General features: G+C 35.2%; 18 protein-coding genes and 3 pseudogenes. 4 read left to right on the top strand and 17 right to left on the bottom strand.

What is annotated here, in order from left to right:
* Positions 1–106: 106 nt before the first annotated feature.
* Entirely contained in the window at positions 107–1,396 is a 1,290-nt protein-coding gene (locus tag A9G37_RS02375) for an NAD(P)/FAD-dependent oxidoreductase (RefSeq protein ID WP_051634092.1), read from the top strand.
* 135 nt (positions 1,397–1,531) lie between these two features.
* Here the strand turns inward: A9G37_RS02375 and A9G37_RS13435 are convergent.
* The 6 genes and pseudogenes from A9G37_RS13435 to A9G37_RS02355 form a co-directional block, all read right to left on the bottom strand.
* Positions 1,532–1,603, bottom strand: a pseudogene (locus tag A9G37_RS13435) (hypothetical protein); the annotation flags it as partial.
* Positions 1,604–1,800: 197 nt separating this feature from the next.
* On the bottom strand, positions 1,801–2,163 hold the full coding sequence (locus A9G37_RS12975) for a hypothetical protein (RefSeq protein ID WP_202961504.1): 363 nt from the start codon (positions 2,161–2,163) through the stop codon (positions 1,801–1,803).
* Positions 2,138–2,236: a hypothetical protein gene (locus A9G37_RS13430; RefSeq protein ID WP_411578656.1), complete on the bottom strand. Its 99-nt coding sequence runs from the start codon at positions 2,234–2,236 to the stop codon at positions 2,138–2,140. Before A9G37_RS13430 ends, A9G37_RS12975 begins: the two co-directional genes overlap by 26 nt.
* A gap of 198 nt (positions 2,237–2,434) precedes the next feature.
* Complete coding sequence (locus tag A9G37_RS02365; RefSeq protein WP_034909379.1) at positions 2,435–3,868, bottom strand: hypothetical protein; 1,434 nt, start codon at positions 3,866–3,868, stop codon at positions 2,435–2,437.
* Between the two features lie 640 nt (positions 3,869–4,508).
* Complete coding sequence (locus tag A9G37_RS02360) at positions 4,509–5,006, bottom strand: hypothetical protein (RefSeq protein ID WP_141671016.1); 498 nt, start codon at positions 5,004–5,006, stop codon at positions 4,509–4,511.
* Entirely contained in the window at positions 4,951–5,874 is a 924-nt protein-coding gene (locus tag A9G37_RS02355; RefSeq protein WP_034909371.1) for a hypothetical protein, read from the bottom strand. The genes A9G37_RS02360 and A9G37_RS02355 overlap by 56 nt, the downstream gene beginning before the upstream one ends.
* Positions 5,875–6,239: 365 nt before the next feature.
* On the opposite strand from A9G37_RS02355, the pseudogene A9G37_RS13425 reads away from it, so the two are divergent.
* Together A9G37_RS13425 and A9G37_RS02350 are read left to right on the top strand one after the other, a co-directional pair.
* A pseudogene (locus A9G37_RS13425) lies at positions 6,240–6,356 on the top strand (hypothetical protein); the annotation flags it as partial.
* 274 nt (positions 6,357–6,630) lie between these two features.
* On the top strand, positions 6,631–8,025 hold the full coding sequence (locus A9G37_RS02350) for a hypothetical protein (protein WP_065574519.1): 1,395 nt from the start codon (positions 6,631–6,633) through the stop codon (positions 8,023–8,025).
* Between the two features lie 115 nt (positions 8,026–8,140).
* Here the strand turns inward: A9G37_RS02350 and A9G37_RS02345 are convergent.
* The 11 genes and pseudogenes from A9G37_RS02345 to tyrA form a co-directional block, all read right to left on the bottom strand.
* Positions 8,141–8,386: pseudogene (locus A9G37_RS02345) on the bottom strand (amino acid ABC transporter permease); the annotation flags it as partial.
* Between the two features lie 362 nt (positions 8,387–8,748).
* Positions 8,749–9,174, bottom strand: a complete 426-nt coding sequence (locus A9G37_RS02340; protein ID WP_034911289.1) for a F0F1 ATP synthase subunit epsilon — start codon at positions 9,172–9,174, stop codon at positions 8,749–8,751.
* Positions 9,175–9,215: 41 nt separating this feature from the next.
* The gene (gene atpD, locus A9G37_RS02335) at positions 9,216–10,598 is read right to left on the bottom strand and encodes a F0F1 ATP synthase subunit beta (protein WP_034911215.1); all 1,383 of its coding nucleotides are present in this window, start codon (positions 10,596–10,598) and stop codon (positions 9,216–9,218) included.
* A 47-nt stretch (positions 10,599–10,645) separates the two neighbouring features.
* Complete coding sequence (gene atpG / locus A9G37_RS02330; RefSeq protein ID WP_034911217.1) at positions 10,646–11,515, bottom strand: F0F1 ATP synthase subunit gamma; 870 nt, start codon at positions 11,513–11,515, stop codon at positions 10,646–10,648.
* Positions 11,516–11,529: 14 nt separating this feature from the next.
* Positions 11,530–13,071 carry a F0F1 ATP synthase subunit alpha gene (gene atpA, locus A9G37_RS02325; protein WP_034911218.1) on the bottom strand — a complete coding sequence of 514 codons (1,542 nt, stop codon included), beginning with the start codon at positions 13,069–13,071 and terminating at the stop codon, positions 11,530–11,532.
* Between the two features lie 11 nt (positions 13,072–13,082).
* The gene (gene atpH, locus A9G37_RS02320) at positions 13,083–13,616 is read right to left on the bottom strand and encodes a F0F1 ATP synthase subunit delta (RefSeq protein ID WP_065574518.1); all 534 of its coding nucleotides are present in this window, start codon (positions 13,614–13,616) and stop codon (positions 13,083–13,085) included.
* Between the two features lie 13 nt (positions 13,617–13,629).
* A complete protein-coding gene (atpF, locus tag A9G37_RS02315; RefSeq protein ID WP_065574517.1) occupies positions 13,630–14,100 on the bottom strand; it encodes a F0F1 ATP synthase subunit B in 471 nt (156 codons plus the stop codon).
* 24 nt (positions 14,101–14,124) lie between these two features.
* Positions 14,125–14,352: a F0F1 ATP synthase subunit C gene (gene atpE / locus A9G37_RS02310; protein ID WP_411588181.1), complete on the bottom strand. Its 228-nt coding sequence runs from the start codon at positions 14,350–14,352 to the stop codon at positions 14,125–14,127.
* A gap of 36 nt (positions 14,353–14,388) precedes the next feature.
* A complete protein-coding gene (gene atpB, locus A9G37_RS02305; RefSeq protein ID WP_034911226.1) occupies positions 14,389–15,171 on the bottom strand; it encodes a F0F1 ATP synthase subunit A in 783 nt (260 codons plus the stop codon).
* A 257-nt stretch (positions 15,172–15,428) separates the two neighbouring features.
* A complete protein-coding gene (glmM, locus tag A9G37_RS02300; RefSeq protein ID WP_065574516.1) occupies positions 15,429–16,760 on the bottom strand; it encodes a phosphoglucosamine mutase in 1,332 nt (443 codons plus the stop codon).
* A 107-nt stretch (positions 16,761–16,867) separates the two neighbouring features.
* Complete coding sequence (gene tyrA, locus A9G37_RS02295; protein WP_065574515.1) at positions 16,868–17,989, bottom strand: bifunctional chorismate mutase/prephenate dehydrogenase; 1,122 nt, start codon at positions 17,987–17,989, stop codon at positions 16,868–16,870.
* 120 nt (positions 17,990–18,109) lie between these two features.
* On the opposite strand from tyrA, the gene xthA reads away from it, so the two are divergent.
* Positions 18,110–18,916: an exodeoxyribonuclease III gene (gene xthA, locus A9G37_RS02290; protein ID WP_065574514.1), complete on the top strand. Its 807-nt coding sequence runs from the start codon at positions 18,110–18,112 to the stop codon at positions 18,914–18,916.
* Positions 18,917–18,934: the final 18 nt, after the last annotated feature.

Here is an 18,934-nt window from a genome sequence, read left to right as displayed (position 1 = left end):
TAATACGTTAATAGGTTTTATTTATAAGTGATATTAGTCAAATAAAATAGATAAAAACCTACTTATTTAGTAAACTTTAAAAAAATAAAAATTTAAGGTATTTAATATGGTTAAAATAATTATTATTGGTGGCGGCGCAGGAGGATTAGAATTAGCAACTGATCTCGGCGATAAATTAGGGAAAAGTGATCAAGCCGAGGTTACACTAATAGATAAGAATACTTATCATATTTGGAAACCTTTACTACATGAAGTTGCTACTGGTATTCTAAATGAGCAAGCTGATAAAATTGATTATGCTGAACAAGGACAACAACACCATTTTAAATTCATTCAAGGCACATTTACTAATCTTAATCGTGAAGAAAAGCATGTTATTATTGAGAATTCAAATAGCGAATCCATTTCTGTGCCATACGATACATTAGTTGTGGCAATAGGAAGTACTTCAAACGATTTTGGAACACCTGGAGTTAAAGAGCATTGTATCTTTTTAGATGACCAAAACGCAGCAATTCATCTACGTGAAACACTAATTACAAAATTTGCTAGTTTTTGTTCAATTATTGATGAACATGAAACGACAACTGAAAATAAAATTCGTATTGCTATTGTTGGTGGTGGCGCAACAGGTGTTGAATTAGCTTCTGAGTTACCTCATATGGTTGAAACATTTGGTAACTGTGGGCGTAATAAAATGTGCTCTGATTTGCTTGATGTATCTATTATTGAAGCAACTGACCGTATTTTACCTGCTTTACCTGAAAAAACGGCATTAAATATTACTAATACCCTTCAAAAACGTGGTATTCATGTATTAACAAAAACCATGATAACTAAAGCAGAAAGTGACGGCTTTTATCCAAAGGAAGGCGATATTATTAACGCAGATATTATGATTTGGACTGCAGGCGTAAAAGCGCCAGACTATTTAAAAGATATTGCTGGTTTAGAATCAAGCCGTTCAAATCAGCTGGTGGTTAAACCAACATTACAAACAACACGAGACGATAATATTTTTGTTATTGGTGATTGTGCTTATGCTATGCAAGACAGCGGTAGAGCCTCACCTGCTACAGCACAAGCCGCACATCAAATGGCGAAAATATGTTATGAAAATATTATTAACATGTTAAATAATAAACCAATGAAATTATTTAATTATGTTGATAATGGAACAATTATTTCTCTGCATGATACAGCACTCGGTGTAGTTAAAATTGCAGGTAAACGCGAAATGAATGTTAAAGGATTTTTTGCTTTAACTATTCATCGCCTGTTATACCGTGTGCATCAAGCAAGCTTATTAGGTATTTTCAAAACAATTCGATTTGTCAAAGTTAGTAAAGAGATGTATAAAAATAAATTTTCTTCTATTTTTACTCATCAAGACTAACTCCCCATTTAGATAGCTACCTACAAATACTATTTTATAAGTAGCTATTTTATAATTTATAGGTAAGAGAAATTTAATAAGTTTTATTTGCAGGAAAACGCCGAATTGTTTACACCTCATAGCTAAAATAATTTTCTAAAAACTTATAAGCGTTTTCCCTGAAATCGCTTTATGCGGTTTAACCGTATTATAAAAATTAATAAAGCGTTTAAGTTTTTGTTTTCTCTCTTTTGAATCGCTAAATCTTTGCCGATTATGTCACATCGCAATTCAAAGTTCGTATCACTCTTTTGGTTTTTCTATTCGTTTGTGGGCAGACAGGTTTGGTGAATTTTTGATTAATATGATGGTTATTACACGTTTTAACAAATAAGTGTTCAGTTGTGTCTTGATATTCACATCCATTATCGGAATAAATACAGGTGGTGATATAAGGACGGACATTGTGCTAATACATTATTTTGTAAAAACTGTGCTGAGCTAAATTGGGATTTATCGGGGTAAATTCCCGCATAAAACTCACGTGAAAAATCATCAATACCAACAAATAAATATTCTCTAGTTTGCTGTTTCGTTTCACTTTTAAGTAAAAGCAAACGTTTGGTATCAACGTGTAGCATTTCACCTGGATAGATTTTGTTATAGCGTTTAGCTTGCCGTCTTAATTTATTCTCAATCAATTTTTTGACTTTAACCAAACATTTAATACCATAACAAATGGTTTTATAACGTTCATTCTTACTAGTTAATGGAACAAAATGCTTCAAACGAGCTTTCTTTATTTAGTACGTTATAAATGGTTGGACGACTAACCATAAAACGTTTGACCAAATCAGTAATCGTTATTTTCTCTTTATGATATAAACGCCATATCTCTTGTCTGTGATAAGACGTTAGTTTTGTTTTCTTATGTATATTTATTACAGTAGTTTTTCAAATTACTGTAAACAATGCTAGCAAATCCTATAAAAACTATTAGATCGATTGCGTTGTTACATCTATTAACTAAACAAACTTCGAATAAATATTGCCATTATCTTATTTGGATATACATAATGCATAGAACTGTTGGTCATTATTAGGGGGTAAATGTAAGGCCGCATCATTCATATTTACATAAAGAAAAACACTCGTATTAGTATTGGAAACGGTTTCAGTGTTCGTCCAGCCATAAGTTATATGATCAAAATGAGAACCTTCAAAATATCTTACCGCCCCCCATTCTGTGATTAATCCCTCATGTACAGCTCTTTTATAGTAATTGTCATTATGCTTGTTATCTGAAGCACCAGTTATTACTGCATTAGACAGCTCTCTAGCGGTTGCTTGTCGATAACTGCCTAATTCTTCGCACCAAGCTTGTTGTTCAGCATGTCCCGCAGTAAAAGAACCTCTATTAATAAACCATTTAGTTATTCTAAAGCTGTAGCTAAGTGTCACACCTTGTTTAGTTTCACCAATTAATTCAATATCAACAGGTAATTTGGCAGTTGGTGCGGTAGCCTGACTTGCGTCTTTAGTTGATGAGTCAGGACCTTTTAAAGTGACAAGAACCATATTTTTTGCATTATAAGCTTTAAACCCTACCGTGCCAGGTGCAATCGATTTTTTTATAGTGGCGGTAATAGCATTGGGTGACTCATCATCAGCATTTGATGTTTTTACTGTCCATTTTGTTGTGCTCAATGAGTTATCAATACCATCTGTCACTAAGTAAAAATAGAGATTATTAGCACCAACTGAAGGAAAATTATTTAAATAATTTTCTTGTGGTAAAAAACCATTATAAAGTGTTGGATCAATAATTTTTGTATCACCATAGGTATAAATCCCACCAGAATAAGCCATATGTGGACTGGCATATTTAATTGCTTCGCCACCTATCATTACATTAAAATTTCGATAAGGTATTTTTGTTATTGCAATGTTATTATCTGGATAAGATTGAAGATTAGGAACACCATATTTTGTGTTTAGCGAAATTGCTCCGTTTACTTTTATATATGGGTAAATACCACTTATTACTAATTCTCTAAACTTAAGGTTTTTTTGAGCTTGAGTTAATTTAATTTCATTATTTTTAGTATCTTCGTAATACCAATCTAATGAAAGCGAGTTGCTTGTATGTCCTGTTAGGGTAAAATCACCATCACCATCAACATCTATCACATCGGTGTTACTTGGCTGTTTAATAGCAACAGTTAGTTTCAAACTTGAGGGTGTTTGAGACGCCACATCCACACCTAACGCAGCATTCAAATCAGTAGTATTAAAATAATCTATTCCTTTATAATTAACACCAAAATATTCAAATTCCTTATCATTTTCAATTTTATCTTCTATTAAAGGAATAAAACGTGGAGCATTTCCATGAATGACATTAGTCGTGGTAGCTGATAAACAAAAAGATTTAGTAGAGCAAATCCCTGCAAAACAAACCAAACCCCAAATAAGTTTTTTCCATTTAACCATACTACCTCCAATATCCCTATCTATAATTATTCAAAAAATAGAGTTTTTATAAATAACATTTTCGATATGTTCTAATTTAGATCTATTTTAATAATAGATAAAACTTATGTTATTACATCTAAAGAGAAAAACACGAAATCAACACAAAAATCAAATAATAACACTAATTTTAGTGTTTTTTAAAGTATTATTTTAATAAAATTAGAATAATAAAAATAGATTTAAATTAAAAAACAGTTTTCTGTTTTTTTTAAACACTGAAAAAAATGAGTATTAAAATAATATGCAAAAAGCTAATTACATAACAAGTGACAAAAAAACGATGCAACTGTATTGAAGGATTAAATTGTTAAGTTTTGTAAAGATGATCGCTAGATTGATCGTAAATTTGATTTTTAAATAGTGATTTTAGATGAGTTTAAGATCTTCCTCCTTATCTCAATTTATATTTGGAAAGGGATTATTAACAACTCACCTGTCATCAGACAGGTATTCATTGATTATGTGCTAGTATACAACCAAACCACTTTAGTTCGTTCACTTCATTAGTTAGGTTTGGTTGTCCTTGCAAAGCAACTATTCTTATCAATTGCTTATATTCATTTTTTTATCTCAACTACACAGTGCTTAATAAATAAAACTAGGATGTTGTACAAACTGAATAAGCCATGCTATCTAGAGAACGATCACGGACATAACCAGTGGCAGAAGCCACAAGAAATTGAGTAATCCCTGTTGTGTCAGTAGTCCAGTAGTGGTCATAGAGAAAGTTAGCATGAGTATAGTCGTTCATATTTCCCCACTCTGTAAAAAAACCTGCACCAATTCGACGCTGATAATGATTAACAGATGACGAAGGTGTAGCGCCGACTGCACCTTGACACCAAGAACCACTACCAAGACCTGCACAAACAGCATTGGTTAAATCCCTAACTTTAGGAAGGCGATAACCTATATGACTACACCAAGACAATGAATTAGAATAATTATCGGCAACCGTACCACGGTGCACAAACCACTGCTTTAACTCAAATCCATACTTGACCTTGATACCTTTATTATCTATATCTGTACCAACCAATTCAAATCGCGTTGGCAGAGATGGCTGAGCTGCAGGACCTGGAGTACTTGAATTCAATCCGTGATTCAGGGATATAAGGACCTGATAAGATGACACGAACGTTTTTGGCTGCATAATCTGCTGGTCGCACTGAAATCCCAATACTACCCACTCTGCTTGGGACTGTCATCCATGATAAATGACCAACACTACCACCAACTTCTAAATCAAAGTATAAATTATTAGCCCCTGTAGTAGGAAAATTTAAATTATAAGATGATGGGACAATAGATTGAGGAATAAACCCCTTATCAGGATTCCATATTGAAATTGGACCATCATAACTTCCTACACTATATGTTAAATTTGGCCTAACAAAACAAACCTTCGGAGGAAGCTTAGGATTAATGTAATAATCCACACTACTCGCACTAAAATTACTATTTTGTGGAATACCATATTCCGTTTTTAATTCACCATCCGTAGCACTTAATGTCACTTTATATGGTGCTTTACAAATATCAAGTGATTCATTACGCGCTACTGTTTTGTTATATTTGTCTGTAATCGTTAAATTTAAATTACCTGTCGCAGTAATTCCTCCACTCCCCTGACCATCTCCATCATCATCACCCCAATAATTCGGAAACAAATTCACTATCGAATTTAATGGAATTGAACTACTATCAGTTGCTACCAACATTTCAACATTGGTAAATTTATCATTAGGATTAAGTAATACAATTGGATTTGATTCACTTGAAGGATTTGTGCTAGGCGTGAATGTTTGTTTATTACCTGCTGCATCCGATATCGTTATCCAAAGAAAACCATTCGTATCCGCCACGCGATTACCATCAAAAACAAAATACGGCGCATTACCATGAATCATTCCCGATGTTGTTGCACTTAATGCTTGGCTACTAAAAGAAAATGGTAGCAACAAGATAAGCAATAGCCCTAAAAAGATCGCTGAAATAATTTCGGGAAAAATCGTAAAATTTCGCGGAAAAATAAGTTATTGTGAAACGCTGAACGTCAATTGCTAAAATCAGGCGAATTCAGATCAGAGGTTTGCCTGTTGAAAATTATAATACATACTTACAACTTCGTCAACTAAATTTTTGTTTTATTTGGTTTTTATCCTTGTTTGTTTAAACTTTGATCGCTCATGCTTTAAACAATTTCTTAATTATAATGACTAAAAAAAACGATGCAACTGCATTGAGGGATTTAATTGAGGAGTTTGTAAAAAGCCAACACTTCAACTCAACAACTGAGTTATAATGCGCTTTTTCGGCTTATTTCTATTGGTATAATCATAAACGATTACATTCTTCGTTAAGCTATTTTCCTCCCATTGAATTTAAAAAACACTTACTCTTTAATTTTTTATTTGAAAATATGTTGCCATTCCAAATGGCCTAGTAAAATACTACATCTTATATTTCGTCTTAACAAAACTTTACAAAAAATAAATATAATTAGATTATAAAAAATGCTAAAATACCAAAATAGTATAAATATTCAGCTATTATTGATAATAACTAATTTAAAAATAAATACAACAATATCTTGAAATATTAAATAGAGGAATTATAATGACAGCAGACAGCAGACAGCAGACAGCAGACAGCAGACAGCAGACAGCAGACAGCAGACAGCAGGTTATAAATCAACCAAGTTTATAACTAATTCAAAATTGTCGTTTTTTCTTTTTTTCTTTCCTCTTACAGCTAACGCCATATCAGTAGCAACGGCAAAAACAATAAAAGGAAATGCCCCTGTTTTTATAGCGAACTCTATTGAAAATAATTTTGGCTTTACCGTCAGAGGTACTTTTTACAGCAAACAATTAAACAATATTCCTATATCATTTGACAAAAACCTAACACTTAATGATTTTATTATTCAACCTTTGACCGTCGCTAATCTTAACTTATCATCTAGCAATAATTATTATGATGAAGATGGAGACAATGGTAGAGTTTCTGATAACGGAACTTTTACTATCGGTACAGTTAACTTTAAATGGTTTGATAATGCAGGGCAAGAAATAGCAAAATCTCAATACGGAAAGCCTATTGGCTGTGGTAGTGGTTTCCCAATGCCACTTAAGTTAGCAATTACCCTTTCAGATATACAAGTCCATTCTGAATATGGCGATCCTAAAGATAGTGAACTATATAATTTGACTAAAATTTATCAAATTAATACAGATTCAGAAATTTGTTTTGCTAAACCTAACCAAATGATAGTCGACAATAAGAAAACTTGGGGAAGCCCCTATCATTTTACCAAAAATGGCAAAACAGATTGTTCGCTTGTAGGTTATAATGATCTTGACAGCTCAATTATTGATAACAACCGAGGAGATAAAGGGTGGAATAAACCAGGGACCGAATATAGAGATTCTCTTTGTGGTGGAGGATATGATCATAACGTTTTTGATCCAATCAATGGGTTCTATGCCTCTGCCAATCCAAAATTTCCAACAACAGGATTTGCAGGTGCTAAATTTCAATTAATTATGACGGGCGCTCAAACTGATTGGAATTATTCGGTTAATGCAACACCTCAAAACAGTGTAACGGTAGATCAAAATGGCATGGTTGTACTTAACAATAAACCTAATGGTACGGTAACTATCTCTGCAACGTTTAAACCTGATCCTACTATAGTACATACTTACTCATTTAACCCTACAAAAACCTGGGTTTTTCCACAACCAGGACATGCTGTCAGTTATGAACAAGCTGTACGAATATGTCACGGGGAAAGCAATCTACCAACTAGAGCTGAAATGACAAATTCACCTAATGCTTCTCCTTCATGGAGGATATGGCCACTAACTTGGGATTTATTTACACGAGCGATCAATCAAGGGCTATTGAGCGAATGGGGTTCAACTCATAGTGGAACTTATCCTAATTCTAATTGGCGGTTTGATGACCATCTGTGGTTTTATTCTTCTGACGAATTCCCTTTAACAAATCAATATCCCGGTCATTCTAATCGATACGCTATTGATGCTTGGATAGGACAAATTGCTGTATTTGGAGCACAACAACCGATACAAGTAGTATGTAAGGGTTAATAGAGTAGTTTTGATATACAAAAAACATTAAGTTGATAAATAATAATTATGCTTATTTGTAGGATTTCACTAAGTTGCTTTCACTTTTTGATTAAATAAGCAATTTGGTGAAGTTCTACGACTTAGTTAATCTAGATACAGTAAAATCAAGTGCTGCACAAATAATAAAATAAACAACTATAACAAATAGAAATATTTCAGTTGGATAAACTATACTTCGATTATTAATTTGGGTCGCAACAAAGGTAAACTCTGCAACACCAACAATATAGGCTAAAGAGGTATCTTTAATTAATAATATCCATTGATTAACAAATAAAGGTAACATCATTTTTAACGCTTGTAGCAGATAATAAAAATAATGATCCTCGCCAAAATACTAGACAGAACTCACCGCTATAAATTATTATCTAAGTAATACTGCTTTTCATATTGTTCAGGCAATACCCAACCATGAGTTGAATGTCGATGAACTTGATTATAATAGATTTCAATATATTCAAATAGTACTTTTATTTTGTATCGAAAAATAATTTAAGTGTAGATAGTAAATAATTCGATTGATTAACTAATCTTTTTTAGCTTTAATTTGGATATAGAATGGGTACAACTCACAGGTTAAATGTTGGAAAGCCCTTTAGCAATCAACTTATCGGAAAGTTAAAAAAGGCTACTTGTAATACCAAATAGCCTTTTGTGTATGATAAAACATCAAAAAGCAAACTATTGACCCATGCGGCGAGTCAATTCGATAACGCGAATTTTTGCCAAAGCTTTTGATAATTCAGCAGATGCTTGTGCAAATGACATATCATCACTTGGGTGATTGATATGTTCTTGTGCTTGTCTTACTGCTTCTTGTGCTCTTGCTTCATCTAAATCTTCACCACGAATTGCAGTATCTGCCAAGATAGTTACGATGTTAGGTTGTACTTCTAAGATGCCACCAGATAGATAAATAAACTCTTCTTCACCATCCGCTTTCACAATGCCGACCATGCCTGGTTTTATGGTTGTGAGTAAAGGGGTATGGCCAGGATAAATCCCAAGTTCACCTTCCTTACCTGTGACTCTGATTCGCTGAACATCACCCGAAAACAGGTGAGATTCAGCACTAACAACTTCTAATTGATAGGAAGTTAGTGCCATAATACGATCTCCATTAATACGATCTTCGTTCAATGAATCTCTTAGAGAGATTTTGCCTTCTCAATCGCTTCATCAATTGAACCAACCATATAGAATGCTTGTTCAGGGATATGGTCATAATCACCATTCATGATTCCTTTAAATGCACTGATCGTATCTTTTAAAGGTACATATTTTCCTGGTGAACCAGTAAATACTTCTGCAACAAAGAATGGTTGAGATAAGAAGCGCTGAATTTTACGTGCACGAGCAACGATCAATTTATCATCTTCAGATAACTCATCCATACCAAGAATAGCAATAATATCTTTTAATTCTTGATAACGTTGTAGAATTGACTGAACACCACGGGCACAATCATAGTGCTCTTGACCAACAACTAAAGGATCTAATTGACGACTAGTTGAATCTAATGGATCCACTGCCGGATAGATACCTAAAGAAGCAATTTGTCGACTTAATACGATTGTCGCATCTAAGTGAGCAAAGGTTGTTGCTGGTGATGGGTCAGTCAAGTCATCTGCTGGCACATACACCGCTTGGATTGAAGTAATCGAACCGGTCTTAGTTGAAGTAATACGTTCTTGTAGTAACCCCATTTCTTCAGCTAATGTTGGTTGATAACCTACTGCCGATGGCATACGACCTAATAACGCAGATACTTCAGTACCAGCTAATGTATAGCGATAAATATTATCGATGAATAATAAAACATCTTTACCTTCGTCACGGAATTTTTCAGCCATAGTTAAACCAGTTAACGCAACACGTAAACGGTTTCCTGGTGGTTCATTCATTTGGCCGTAAACTAATGATACTTTATCAAGTACGTTTGATTCTTTCATTTCGTGGTAAAAGTCATTACCTTCACGAGTACGTTCTCCCACACCAGTAAACACTGAGTAACCTGAGTGTTCAATAGCGATATTACGGATCAACTCCATCATATTAACGGTTTTACCTACACCAGCACCACCAAACAGACCAACTTTACCACCTTTAGCAAATGGACAAATTAGGTCGATAACTTTAATACCTGTTTCAAGTAATTCAGTTGAGTTTGCAAGCTCTTCATAGGTTGGGGCAGCACGGTGAATCGCCCAACGTTCTTCTTCACCAATAGGACCTGCTTTATCAACAGGATCACCAAGTACGTTCATAATACGACCTAGTGTTTTTGTACCAACAGGTACTTCAATGCCGTGACCTGTGTTTACTACGTCAAGTCCACGTCTTAAACCATCAGATGAACCCATTGCGATACAACATACAACGCCACCACCTAATTGTTGCTGAACTTCCAGAACTAATTTTTCAGTGCCTGTTTCCACTTCTAATGCATCATATACCTTTGGTACTGCATCTTCTGGGAATTCGACATCAACCACCGCACCGATGATCTGGACAATCTTTCCAGTAGCCATTTTTAATCCTCTACGTCTTTTTCTTAACTATAAGCCAATATTTAGCACTAACCTGAAACAGCGGCTGCACCGGATACAATATCAATTAATTCATTAGTGATAGCACCTTGGCGTGCCTTGTTATACACAATTTGTAACTCATTAATTAGGTTTGCTCCGTTATCCGTTGCCGCTTTCATGGCCACCATTCTTGCTGCTTGTTCACTCGCTAAATTATCAACCACTGCTTGATAAACTTGTGATTCAATATAGCGACGTAAAATCACGTCTAATAGTGATTTAGCATCAGGCTCATAAATATAATCCCATGATGAAGCTTTGAGTTTTTTATCTTCTGATGGTGGTAAAGGTAATAATTGCTGAATTGTCGGCTTTTGTGACATCGTATTAATAAATTTGTTTGTGACAATATATAATCTATCAATTTTACCGTTGTCATATGCCTCAAGCATTGTTTTTACCGGCCCAATTAAATCGGATAAATTTGGTTCATCGCCCAAATTAGTAGCTTGAGTTAAGATGTTCGCTTTCACTGATGAGAAAAACGAAACACCACGCGAACCAATTAAAGCGACATCAGCTTCAACTCCCTTTTCCTGCCATGCTGACATATCAGCAATGACAGTTTTGAAAAGATTGATATTTAAACCACCACATAAACCACGATCGGTTGAAATGATAAGATAGCCAACTCGCTTTACATCTCTTTCTTCTAAATAAGGATGTTTGGCGCCTATCTGAGCTAACGCTAAATGTCCAATTACTTCACGAATCATTTCAGCATATGGTCGACTAGCCACCATTCTATCTTGCGTCTTACGCATTTTAGAATTGGCAACCATTTCCATCGCTTTAGTGATTTTTTGCGTACTTTGGATACTGGCAATTTTTGTTCTAATCTCTTTTGCATTAGCCATTTTTTACCTCACCCTTACCATGTTTGAGTTGATTTAAAGCTTTCAAGTAATTCTTTTAGCTTAGTTTCAATCTCATCATTGTAATTACCTGTTTCATCAATTGATTTAACAAAATCGGCATATTGACTATGGGCATAAGCAAGTAGTGCTGTTTCAAATGGTAATACTTTAGCTAATTCTACATCTTCAAGATAACCACGTTCAGCGGCGTAAAGTACTATTGATTGTTCAGCAACAGTCATTGGCGAGTATTGCTTTTGTTTTAACAATTCTGTTACTTTTTCACCGTGACTTAATTGGTTTCTTGTTGCTTCATCTAAGTCTGATGCAAATTGAGAGAACGCAGCTAATTCACGATACTGTGCAAGCGCAGTACGAATACCACCTGATAATTTTTTCATTATCTTAGTTTGTGCAGCACCACCCACACGTGAAACCGAAATACCAGGGTTAACCGCAGGGCGGATACCTGAGTTAAATAGGCTAGTTTCAAGAAAAATCTGACCATCAGTAATCGAAATTACGTTAGTTGGTACGAATGCTGAAACGTCACCAGCCTGAGTTTCAATAATTGGTAATGCTGTTAATGAACCTGTTTTTCCTTTAACTTCGCCTTTAGTGTACTCTTCAACATAGGCTTCGTTGACTCGCGCTGCGCGTTCAAGTAAGCGAGAATGAAGATAAAATACATCACCAGGATAAGCTTCACGTCCAGGCGGACGACGAAGTAATAACGAAATTTGACGATAAGCAACAGCTTGTTTAGATAAATCATCATAAACAATTAATGCATCTTGACCACGATCGCGGAAGTATTCTCCCATTGCACAACCAGCATATGGCGCTAAGTATTGTAACGCAGCTGATTCAGACGCTGATGCCACAACCACAATTGTGTTTTTAAGTGCACCATGCTCTTCAAGTTTACGTACAACATTGGCAATAGTTGATTGTTTTTGACCAATGGCAACATAAATACATTTTACACCTGAGTCGCGTTGGTTGATGATTGCATCGACAGCAAGTGCTGTTTTACCTGTTTGACGGTCACCGATGATAAGTTCACGTTGACCACGTCCAATTGGAATCATTGAGTCAACGGCTTTATAACCAGTTTGTAATGCTTGGTCAACGGATTTACGATCGATAACACCAGGTGCAACTACTTCTACTGGTGAAAAACCGTCATGTTGAAGTGAGCCTTTACCATCAATTGGTTCACCTAGTGTGTTAATAACGCGACCTAATAAACCTTCACCAACTGGTACTTGTAAAATACGTCCAGTACATTGTACTTTCATACCTTCAGACAAGTCTTCGTATGGTCCCATGACTACCGCACCAACGGAGTCTCTTTCAAGGTTTAATGCCATTGCATATCGACCACCTGGTAATGCAATCATTTCGCCTTGCATTACATCAGTTAATCCGTGGATTCGAAGGATACCATCACTTACAGATATGATAGTTCCTTCATTGTGAGCATCACTCACAATATTGAACTGAGCTATCCGCTCTTTAATTAGTTCACTTATTTCAGTTGAATTTAGCTGCATTATCAGTCCCCTTAAGACTGTAGAGCGTTATTTAAACGATTTAAACGCCCTCTGATACTACTATCAATAACCATATCGCCCGTACGAATAATAAAACCAGAAATGAGCGATTTATCTATATGACATTTTAGTTTTACTTTTCGTGATAAACGTTTTTCGACAGCGACAGAAATTTTATTAAGTTGCTCATTAGTTAGTTCACTAGCAGAAATTACATCAACATCTGCTTGCGATTCTCTATCTAAACAATATTGTTCAAACAAGGTTAACACTTCAGGAAGAAGTGATAATCGTTTGTTTTCAGCCATAATCTTAATAAAATTAGTACCAAACTCATCTAACACATCTTTACAAATGTTGATGAGTAAATTAGCCACCGAATCAGTTTTCATATCAGATGTTAATACACTTCTTATTTGAGTATCTTTACTCACTTCAGATGTTAGCACTAACATTTTATGCCATGATTCGATGCTGTTATTTTCTATCGCAAATTCGAAAGCGGCTTTAGCATAAGGGCGAGCAATCGTAATTAAGTCAGCCATTGCTCTATTCTCCTTATAGTTCAGCTACGAGTTTATCAATGATGTCGCTATTTGCGGCTTCATTAACAGAACGTTCAATAATTTTTTCTGCACCAGCAATAGCGAGTGTAGCGACTTGTTGTTTAAGCTCTTCTCTTGCTCGTTTGCGTTCAGCTTCTACTTCGGCAAGTCCTTGAGCAACAATTCGTTCTTTTTCGCGAGAAGCTTCTTGCTTTGCTTCTTCAAGAATGATTGCTTTGCGTTTATTCGCTTGCTCAATAATTGCATTAGCCTCAACCTTAGCCTGTTGCATTATGTCAGATGTATTTGTTTTGGCTAATTCCAAATCTTTTTTTGCTGTTTCTGCTGAAGCAAGTCCTTCGGCTATCTCTTTTTGGCGTTTTTCAATCGCGCCAATAACAGGAGGCCAAACAAACTTCATACAGAACCAAACAAACAATACAAATGTAATTGCTTGGCCGAGGAGAGTTGCGTTCATATTCATGACACGATTCCTCTTAAATTTTTATTAACCTGCAACAGCAAAAATAACGTAAAGCGCAATACCTACACAGATCATTGGAATTGCATCAACTAGACCCATAACGATAAAGAATTGAGTACGTAACATAGGCATTAATTCTGGTTGACGAGCAGCACCTTCTAAAAATTTACCACCTAATAAACCAATACCAACTGCACCACCAATTGCTGCTAATCCCATCATAATGCCTGCGGCTACAAATAACATTTCCATTATATACTCCAGTTTATTAACAAAAAAATATTAAAATTAATGATCTTCCGTTGCCGACGCCATAGCTAAATAGACGATCGTCAACACCATAAAAATAAAAGCTTGTAACGTAATTATTAAAATATGGAAAATGGCCCATGGTAACGATAATACCCACTGTGACCACCAAGGTAATAATGCAGCTATTAAGATGAAGATAAGTTCACCTGCATACATATTTCCGAAAAGTCGAAGCCCTAAAGAAACAGGTTTCGCTAATAGGCTAACTAATTCAAGTACTAAATTGATAGGTGCAAATGCCCAGTGATTAAATGGATGCAAGGTATATTCTTTAACAAATCCTGAAATTCCTTTGTACTTGATTGAGTAAATGATGATAAGTGCAAACACACCTAAGGACATTGACATAGTAATGCTTACATCTGCTGTTGGTACAACTCGCAAGTGTGACAGACCTAAATACTGACCAGCATAAGGTAGAAAATCAACAGGGATAAGATCCATTAAATTCATCAAGAAAACCCAAATAAACACTGTTAATGCTAACGGCGCAATGAGTTTATTTTGACCAGTAAACATATCCTTAACAGTATTATTGACAAATTCGAAAATCATTTCTACTGCACATTGCAGTTTACTTGGGACGCCACTAGTGGCTTTTCTTGCTACACGATGGAATATCCATAAAAAGATAACACCAAGTAAGATCGAAAAGAACAATGAGTCAAGATTTAAGGTCCAAAAACCAGAACCTACTTGCAAGTTCTCAAGATGATGCTTGATATAAGCTTGTGGTGAAGCTGGAGAGGAAACTGACATATAACCCTCTTAACCTATTTTTAAAAATAAAAAATATTGCTCATGTTTTCACTTGAAAGATATAAGCAATTGCTGTAATAATCTGAAGTTACTATTTTAAACCTAATTGCCTATAACAAGTCAACCTTTGATTAACAAAATTAAAATTTTAGACACTTTTTACTAATTTTACGTAAATGCACGCAACTTCTCTTACTATTCTAACCTCAATACAGCTCAATTAATGGCTTAATTAATGGGCATGATTGGGGGTATTTTTAAGCTTTAACTGCTGTAGCGATAGTTTCTGCTAGTTTTTGCACTTCAATTTCATTGCATCCTTCTACCATAACACGAATTAGCGGTTCGGTTCCTGATTTACGGATCAAAACTCGACCATTATGACCAAGCTGTTTTTCTGCTTGTTTAATTGCCGCTTTCACTTCATCACTATTTAGGGGGGCATTTTCACCTGAAAATCGAACATTAATTAATACTTGTGGTAACATTGTCATACCACTGCACAAGTCAGCTAATGACATATCATTACGAATCATTGCTGCTAATACTTGTAAGCCAGCAATAATACCATCACCAGTGGTGGTTTTATCTAATAATAAAACATGTCCCGAATTTTCGGCACCTAAGCGCCAATTTTTTTCGATTAGTTTTTCAAGTACATAACGATCACCAACTTTAGCACGAGCAAATGGGATACCGAGATTTTTAAGGGCAATTTCAAGCCCCATATTGCTCATTAATGTACCAACAACGCCACCTTTTAGTTGACCTTGTCTTAATGCTTCACGGGCAATGATATAGATAATTAAATCGCCGTCAATTTTTCGACCTTCGTGATCAACCATGATAATGCGGTCACCATCGCCATCTAAGGCAAAACCTAAATTGGCTTTTTCATCAATAACTCGTTTAGCAAGCGCTTTTATGTCAGTTGCGCCACAGTTTTCATTGATGTTAACACCATCTGGCTCACAACCAATTTTTATTACTTGTGCTCCTAGTTCTCGTAATACTTTTGGTGCTATGTGATAGGTGGCACCATTAGCGCAATCGACAACAATTTTTAATCCAGCCAAACTTAAATCATGGTCAAATGTGCTTTTACAAAATTCAATATAACGCCCTGCAGCATCGGTAATACGACTAGCTCGCCCAAGTTGTTTGGATTCAACACAATCGATCTCTTTTTCAAGTTCGGCTTCAATTTCTAATTCGATTGTATCATCAAGCTTTTTCCCTTCGGTTGAAAAGAATTTAATACCATTGTCATAAAAAGGATTGTGCGAGGCAGAAATGACAACGCCAGCATCAGCACGAAAAGTGCGGGTTAAATAGGCAATGGCTGGGGTTGGCATTGGTCCTGTAAACGCAGCGGCAACACCAGCAGAAGCAAATCCCGCTTCTAGTGCTGATTCAAGCATATAGCCTGAAATGCGGGTATCTTTACCGATTAATACTTTTTTAACACCATCTTTGGCTAGCACACGCCCAGCAGCCCAGCCTAATTTAAGCGCAAAATCTGGTGTAATAGGATACTGACCAACTTTACCGCGAATCCCATCTGTACCAAAATATTTTCGATTAGACATTATATTCCCTCACACTAACATTTATTATTTCTAACAACTATCTTTTAATAAAAAGTATATTTTAATTTGTGAAAAACTTTCAAGAAAGTATACCTTTTAATATAAAACTACTCTCGATTATCATTGGCAAATTTTAATAATCCTTGGCTCTCTTTAATAAAACGTTCGGCATAACTATCAAACCATTGCGTAACTTCGTTAAAACTTTTAATAAAGTTAGTTTTGTCACGTTGTTCAATAAGTTCGACCATTTGACCAAAGCGTTCATAGTAGCGTTTTATTAATTCAATATTATCATCTGACGCCATGATGATATCGGCATAAAGCTCGGGATCTTGAGCAAATAAGCGTCCAACCATCATCAATTCAAGGCGATAAATTGGTGAAGAAAGTGCGATCAATTGCTCTAAATCGGCCTGTTCTCGTTGCAAATTGACACCATATGAGAACGAAGTGAAATGGCGTAATGCTTGGATGAATGACATGCATTTGTCATGCTCCTTGGCATTAATCGCACATAAATTTGCACCCCAAATACGCATTTGTTCTATTAGCCATTGGCATTTATCTGGATATCGCCCTTCACAATAAACAATAATTTGTTTAGCTAAATTTGGTACATCTGGACCAAACATTGGGTGTAAACCGACTACAGGTCCTTGATGTTTATCAAGCATTGCTTGGAGAGGCTTGGCTTTTATGGATGTAAAATCCGTTAAAATACAATCTTTGGGTAATGGTGGTAGTTGTTTAATGACTTCACAGGTTTTGTTAATAGGTACTGTCACGATAATGGCCGCTGCATCAGCAACCACTTCGGCGGCTTGATGCATAGTTTTGGAGCCTAATGTTTTAACCTGATAGCCAGATAAGGTAAATAAACGAGCAAACAATCGCCCCATTTGCCCATTACCACCAACAATCACTATTGATCCTTGACCACTATAAACTTTTTTAAAACCTTTATCATTTTCGCTAATATAAGACTCACGCATTAAACGACGTAAAATATCTTCTATTAAATTGGGGGATATACCTACTTTTTCAGCTTCATGTCGCCTTTTAGCTAACATATCCGCTTCACGATTGGGGTCATAAATCGGAATGCCATGTTTGCTTTTTACTTCGCCAACTTCGGCAACTAATGCTAATCGCTTTGTAATTAAAGATAAAATGGATTTATCGACTTCATCGATTTTATCGCGCAAGGCAAGTAATTCCGTAGACATATTTAGTGATTCCCTTTATCACAAATGGTGGTTTTTATTGTAATAGCTTAACAGTATAACGTATTTTTGTTACGATGCGTATTTAGTTTATAACATGGAATTAAATATAATAAATTTATTATGAAAGTTATCTCGTTTAATATTAATAGCCTTCGCGCTCGAATTCATCAATTATCAGCAATTATTGAGACACACCAACCAGATATTATTGGTTTACAAGAAACTAAAGTTCATAACGATCAGTTTCCCATTGATGAATTAGCACAGTTTGGTTATCACTTACATTATCACGGACAAAAAGGGCATTATGGAGTAGCGTTGTTAACCAAGCAACAACCTTTGTCTGTGCAATGTGGCTTTCCAAACGATAGTGATGATGCTCAATGTCGTTTGATCATAATAGAGTTACCTACTAGTCAAGGTAATTTAACAATAATTAATGGTTATTTTCCTCAAGGTGAAAGTTTACATGATGAAATTAAATACCCTGCTAAACGTAAATTTTATAATGATTTAATACAGTATTTACAAGATCGTCAATTAAATAATCAACTAACTTTAGTCATGGGCGATATGAATATTTGCCCAACCGATTTAGATATAGGCATTTCCGAAGATAGCCGTAAACGATGGCTTCGTACAGGAAAATGTTCATTTTTACCGGAAGAACGAAAATGGATAAACAACTTAATGTCGCTCGGTTTTATTGATACTTACCGCAATGCTCACCCAACTGAACTTGAGTATTCTTGGTTTGATTATCGTACTAAAGGTTTTGAAACCCATAATGGGTTAAGAATTGATTTAATATTAGCTAGTCAAAAAATGATGACTTATTGTAAACAAACGGGTATTGATTATGATATTCGTGCAATGATAAAACCATCTGATCATGCACCAATTTGGGCTCAATTTGATTTAGTATAAACCTTTATAGTTATAATA

This window comes from Gilliamella sp. GillExp13, from assembly GCF_001690815.1.
Taxonomy (GTDB): Bacteria; Pseudomonadota; Gammaproteobacteria; order Enterobacterales; family Orbaceae; genus Gilliamella; species Gilliamella bombi.
Note: the sequence above shows the minus strand (reverse complement) of the source record. Positions and strands in the feature narration are given on the sequence as shown.

Excerpts from the sequence above, each read along its gene's own strand:
- A9G37_RS02375 (WP_051634092.1), top strand. The coding sequence starts at position 107 with ATGGTTAAAATAATTATTATTGGTGGCGGCGCAGGAGGATTAGAATTA.
- A9G37_RS02365 (WP_034909379.1), bottom strand. The coding sequence starts at position 3,868 with ATGGTTAAATGGAAAAAACTTATTTGGGGTTTGGTTTGTTTTGCAGGG.
- A9G37_RS02340 (WP_034911289.1), bottom strand. The coding sequence starts at position 9,174 with ATGGCACTAACTTCCTATCAATTAGAAGTTGTTAGTGCTGAATCTCAC.
- atpD (WP_034911215.1), bottom strand. The coding sequence starts at position 10,598 with ATGGCTACTGGAAAGATTGTCCAGATCATCGGTGCGGTGGTTGATGTC.
- atpG (WP_034911217.1), bottom strand. The coding sequence starts at position 11,515 with ATGGCTAATGCAAAAGAGATTAGAACAAAAATTGCCAGTATCCAAAGT.
- atpA (WP_034911218.1), bottom strand. The coding sequence starts at position 13,071 with ATGCAGCTAAATTCAACTGAAATAAGTGAACTAATTAAAGAGCGGATA.
- atpH (WP_065574518.1), bottom strand. The coding sequence starts at position 13,616 with ATGGCTGACTTAATTACGATTGCTCGCCCTTATGCTAAAGCCGCTTTC.
- atpF (WP_065574517.1), bottom strand. The coding sequence starts at position 14,100 with ATGAATATGAACGCAACTCTCCTCGGCCAAGCAATTACATTTGTATTG.
- atpE (WP_411588181.1), bottom strand. The coding sequence starts at position 14,352 with ATGGAAATGTTATTTGTAGCCGCAGGCATTATGATGGGATTAGCAGCA.
- atpB (WP_034911226.1), bottom strand. The coding sequence starts at position 15,171 with ATGTCAGTTTCCTCTCCAGCTTCACCACAAGCTTATATCAAGCATCAT.
- glmM (WP_065574516.1), bottom strand. The coding sequence starts at position 16,760 with ATGTCTAATCGAAAATATTTTGGTACAGATGGGATTCGCGGTAAAGTT.
- tyrA (WP_065574515.1), bottom strand. The coding sequence starts at position 17,989 with ATGTCTACGGAATTACTTGCCTTGCGCGATAAAATCGATGAAGTCGAT.
- xthA (WP_065574514.1), top strand. The coding sequence starts at position 18,110 with ATGAAAGTTATCTCGTTTAATATTAATAGCCTTCGCGCTCGAATTCAT.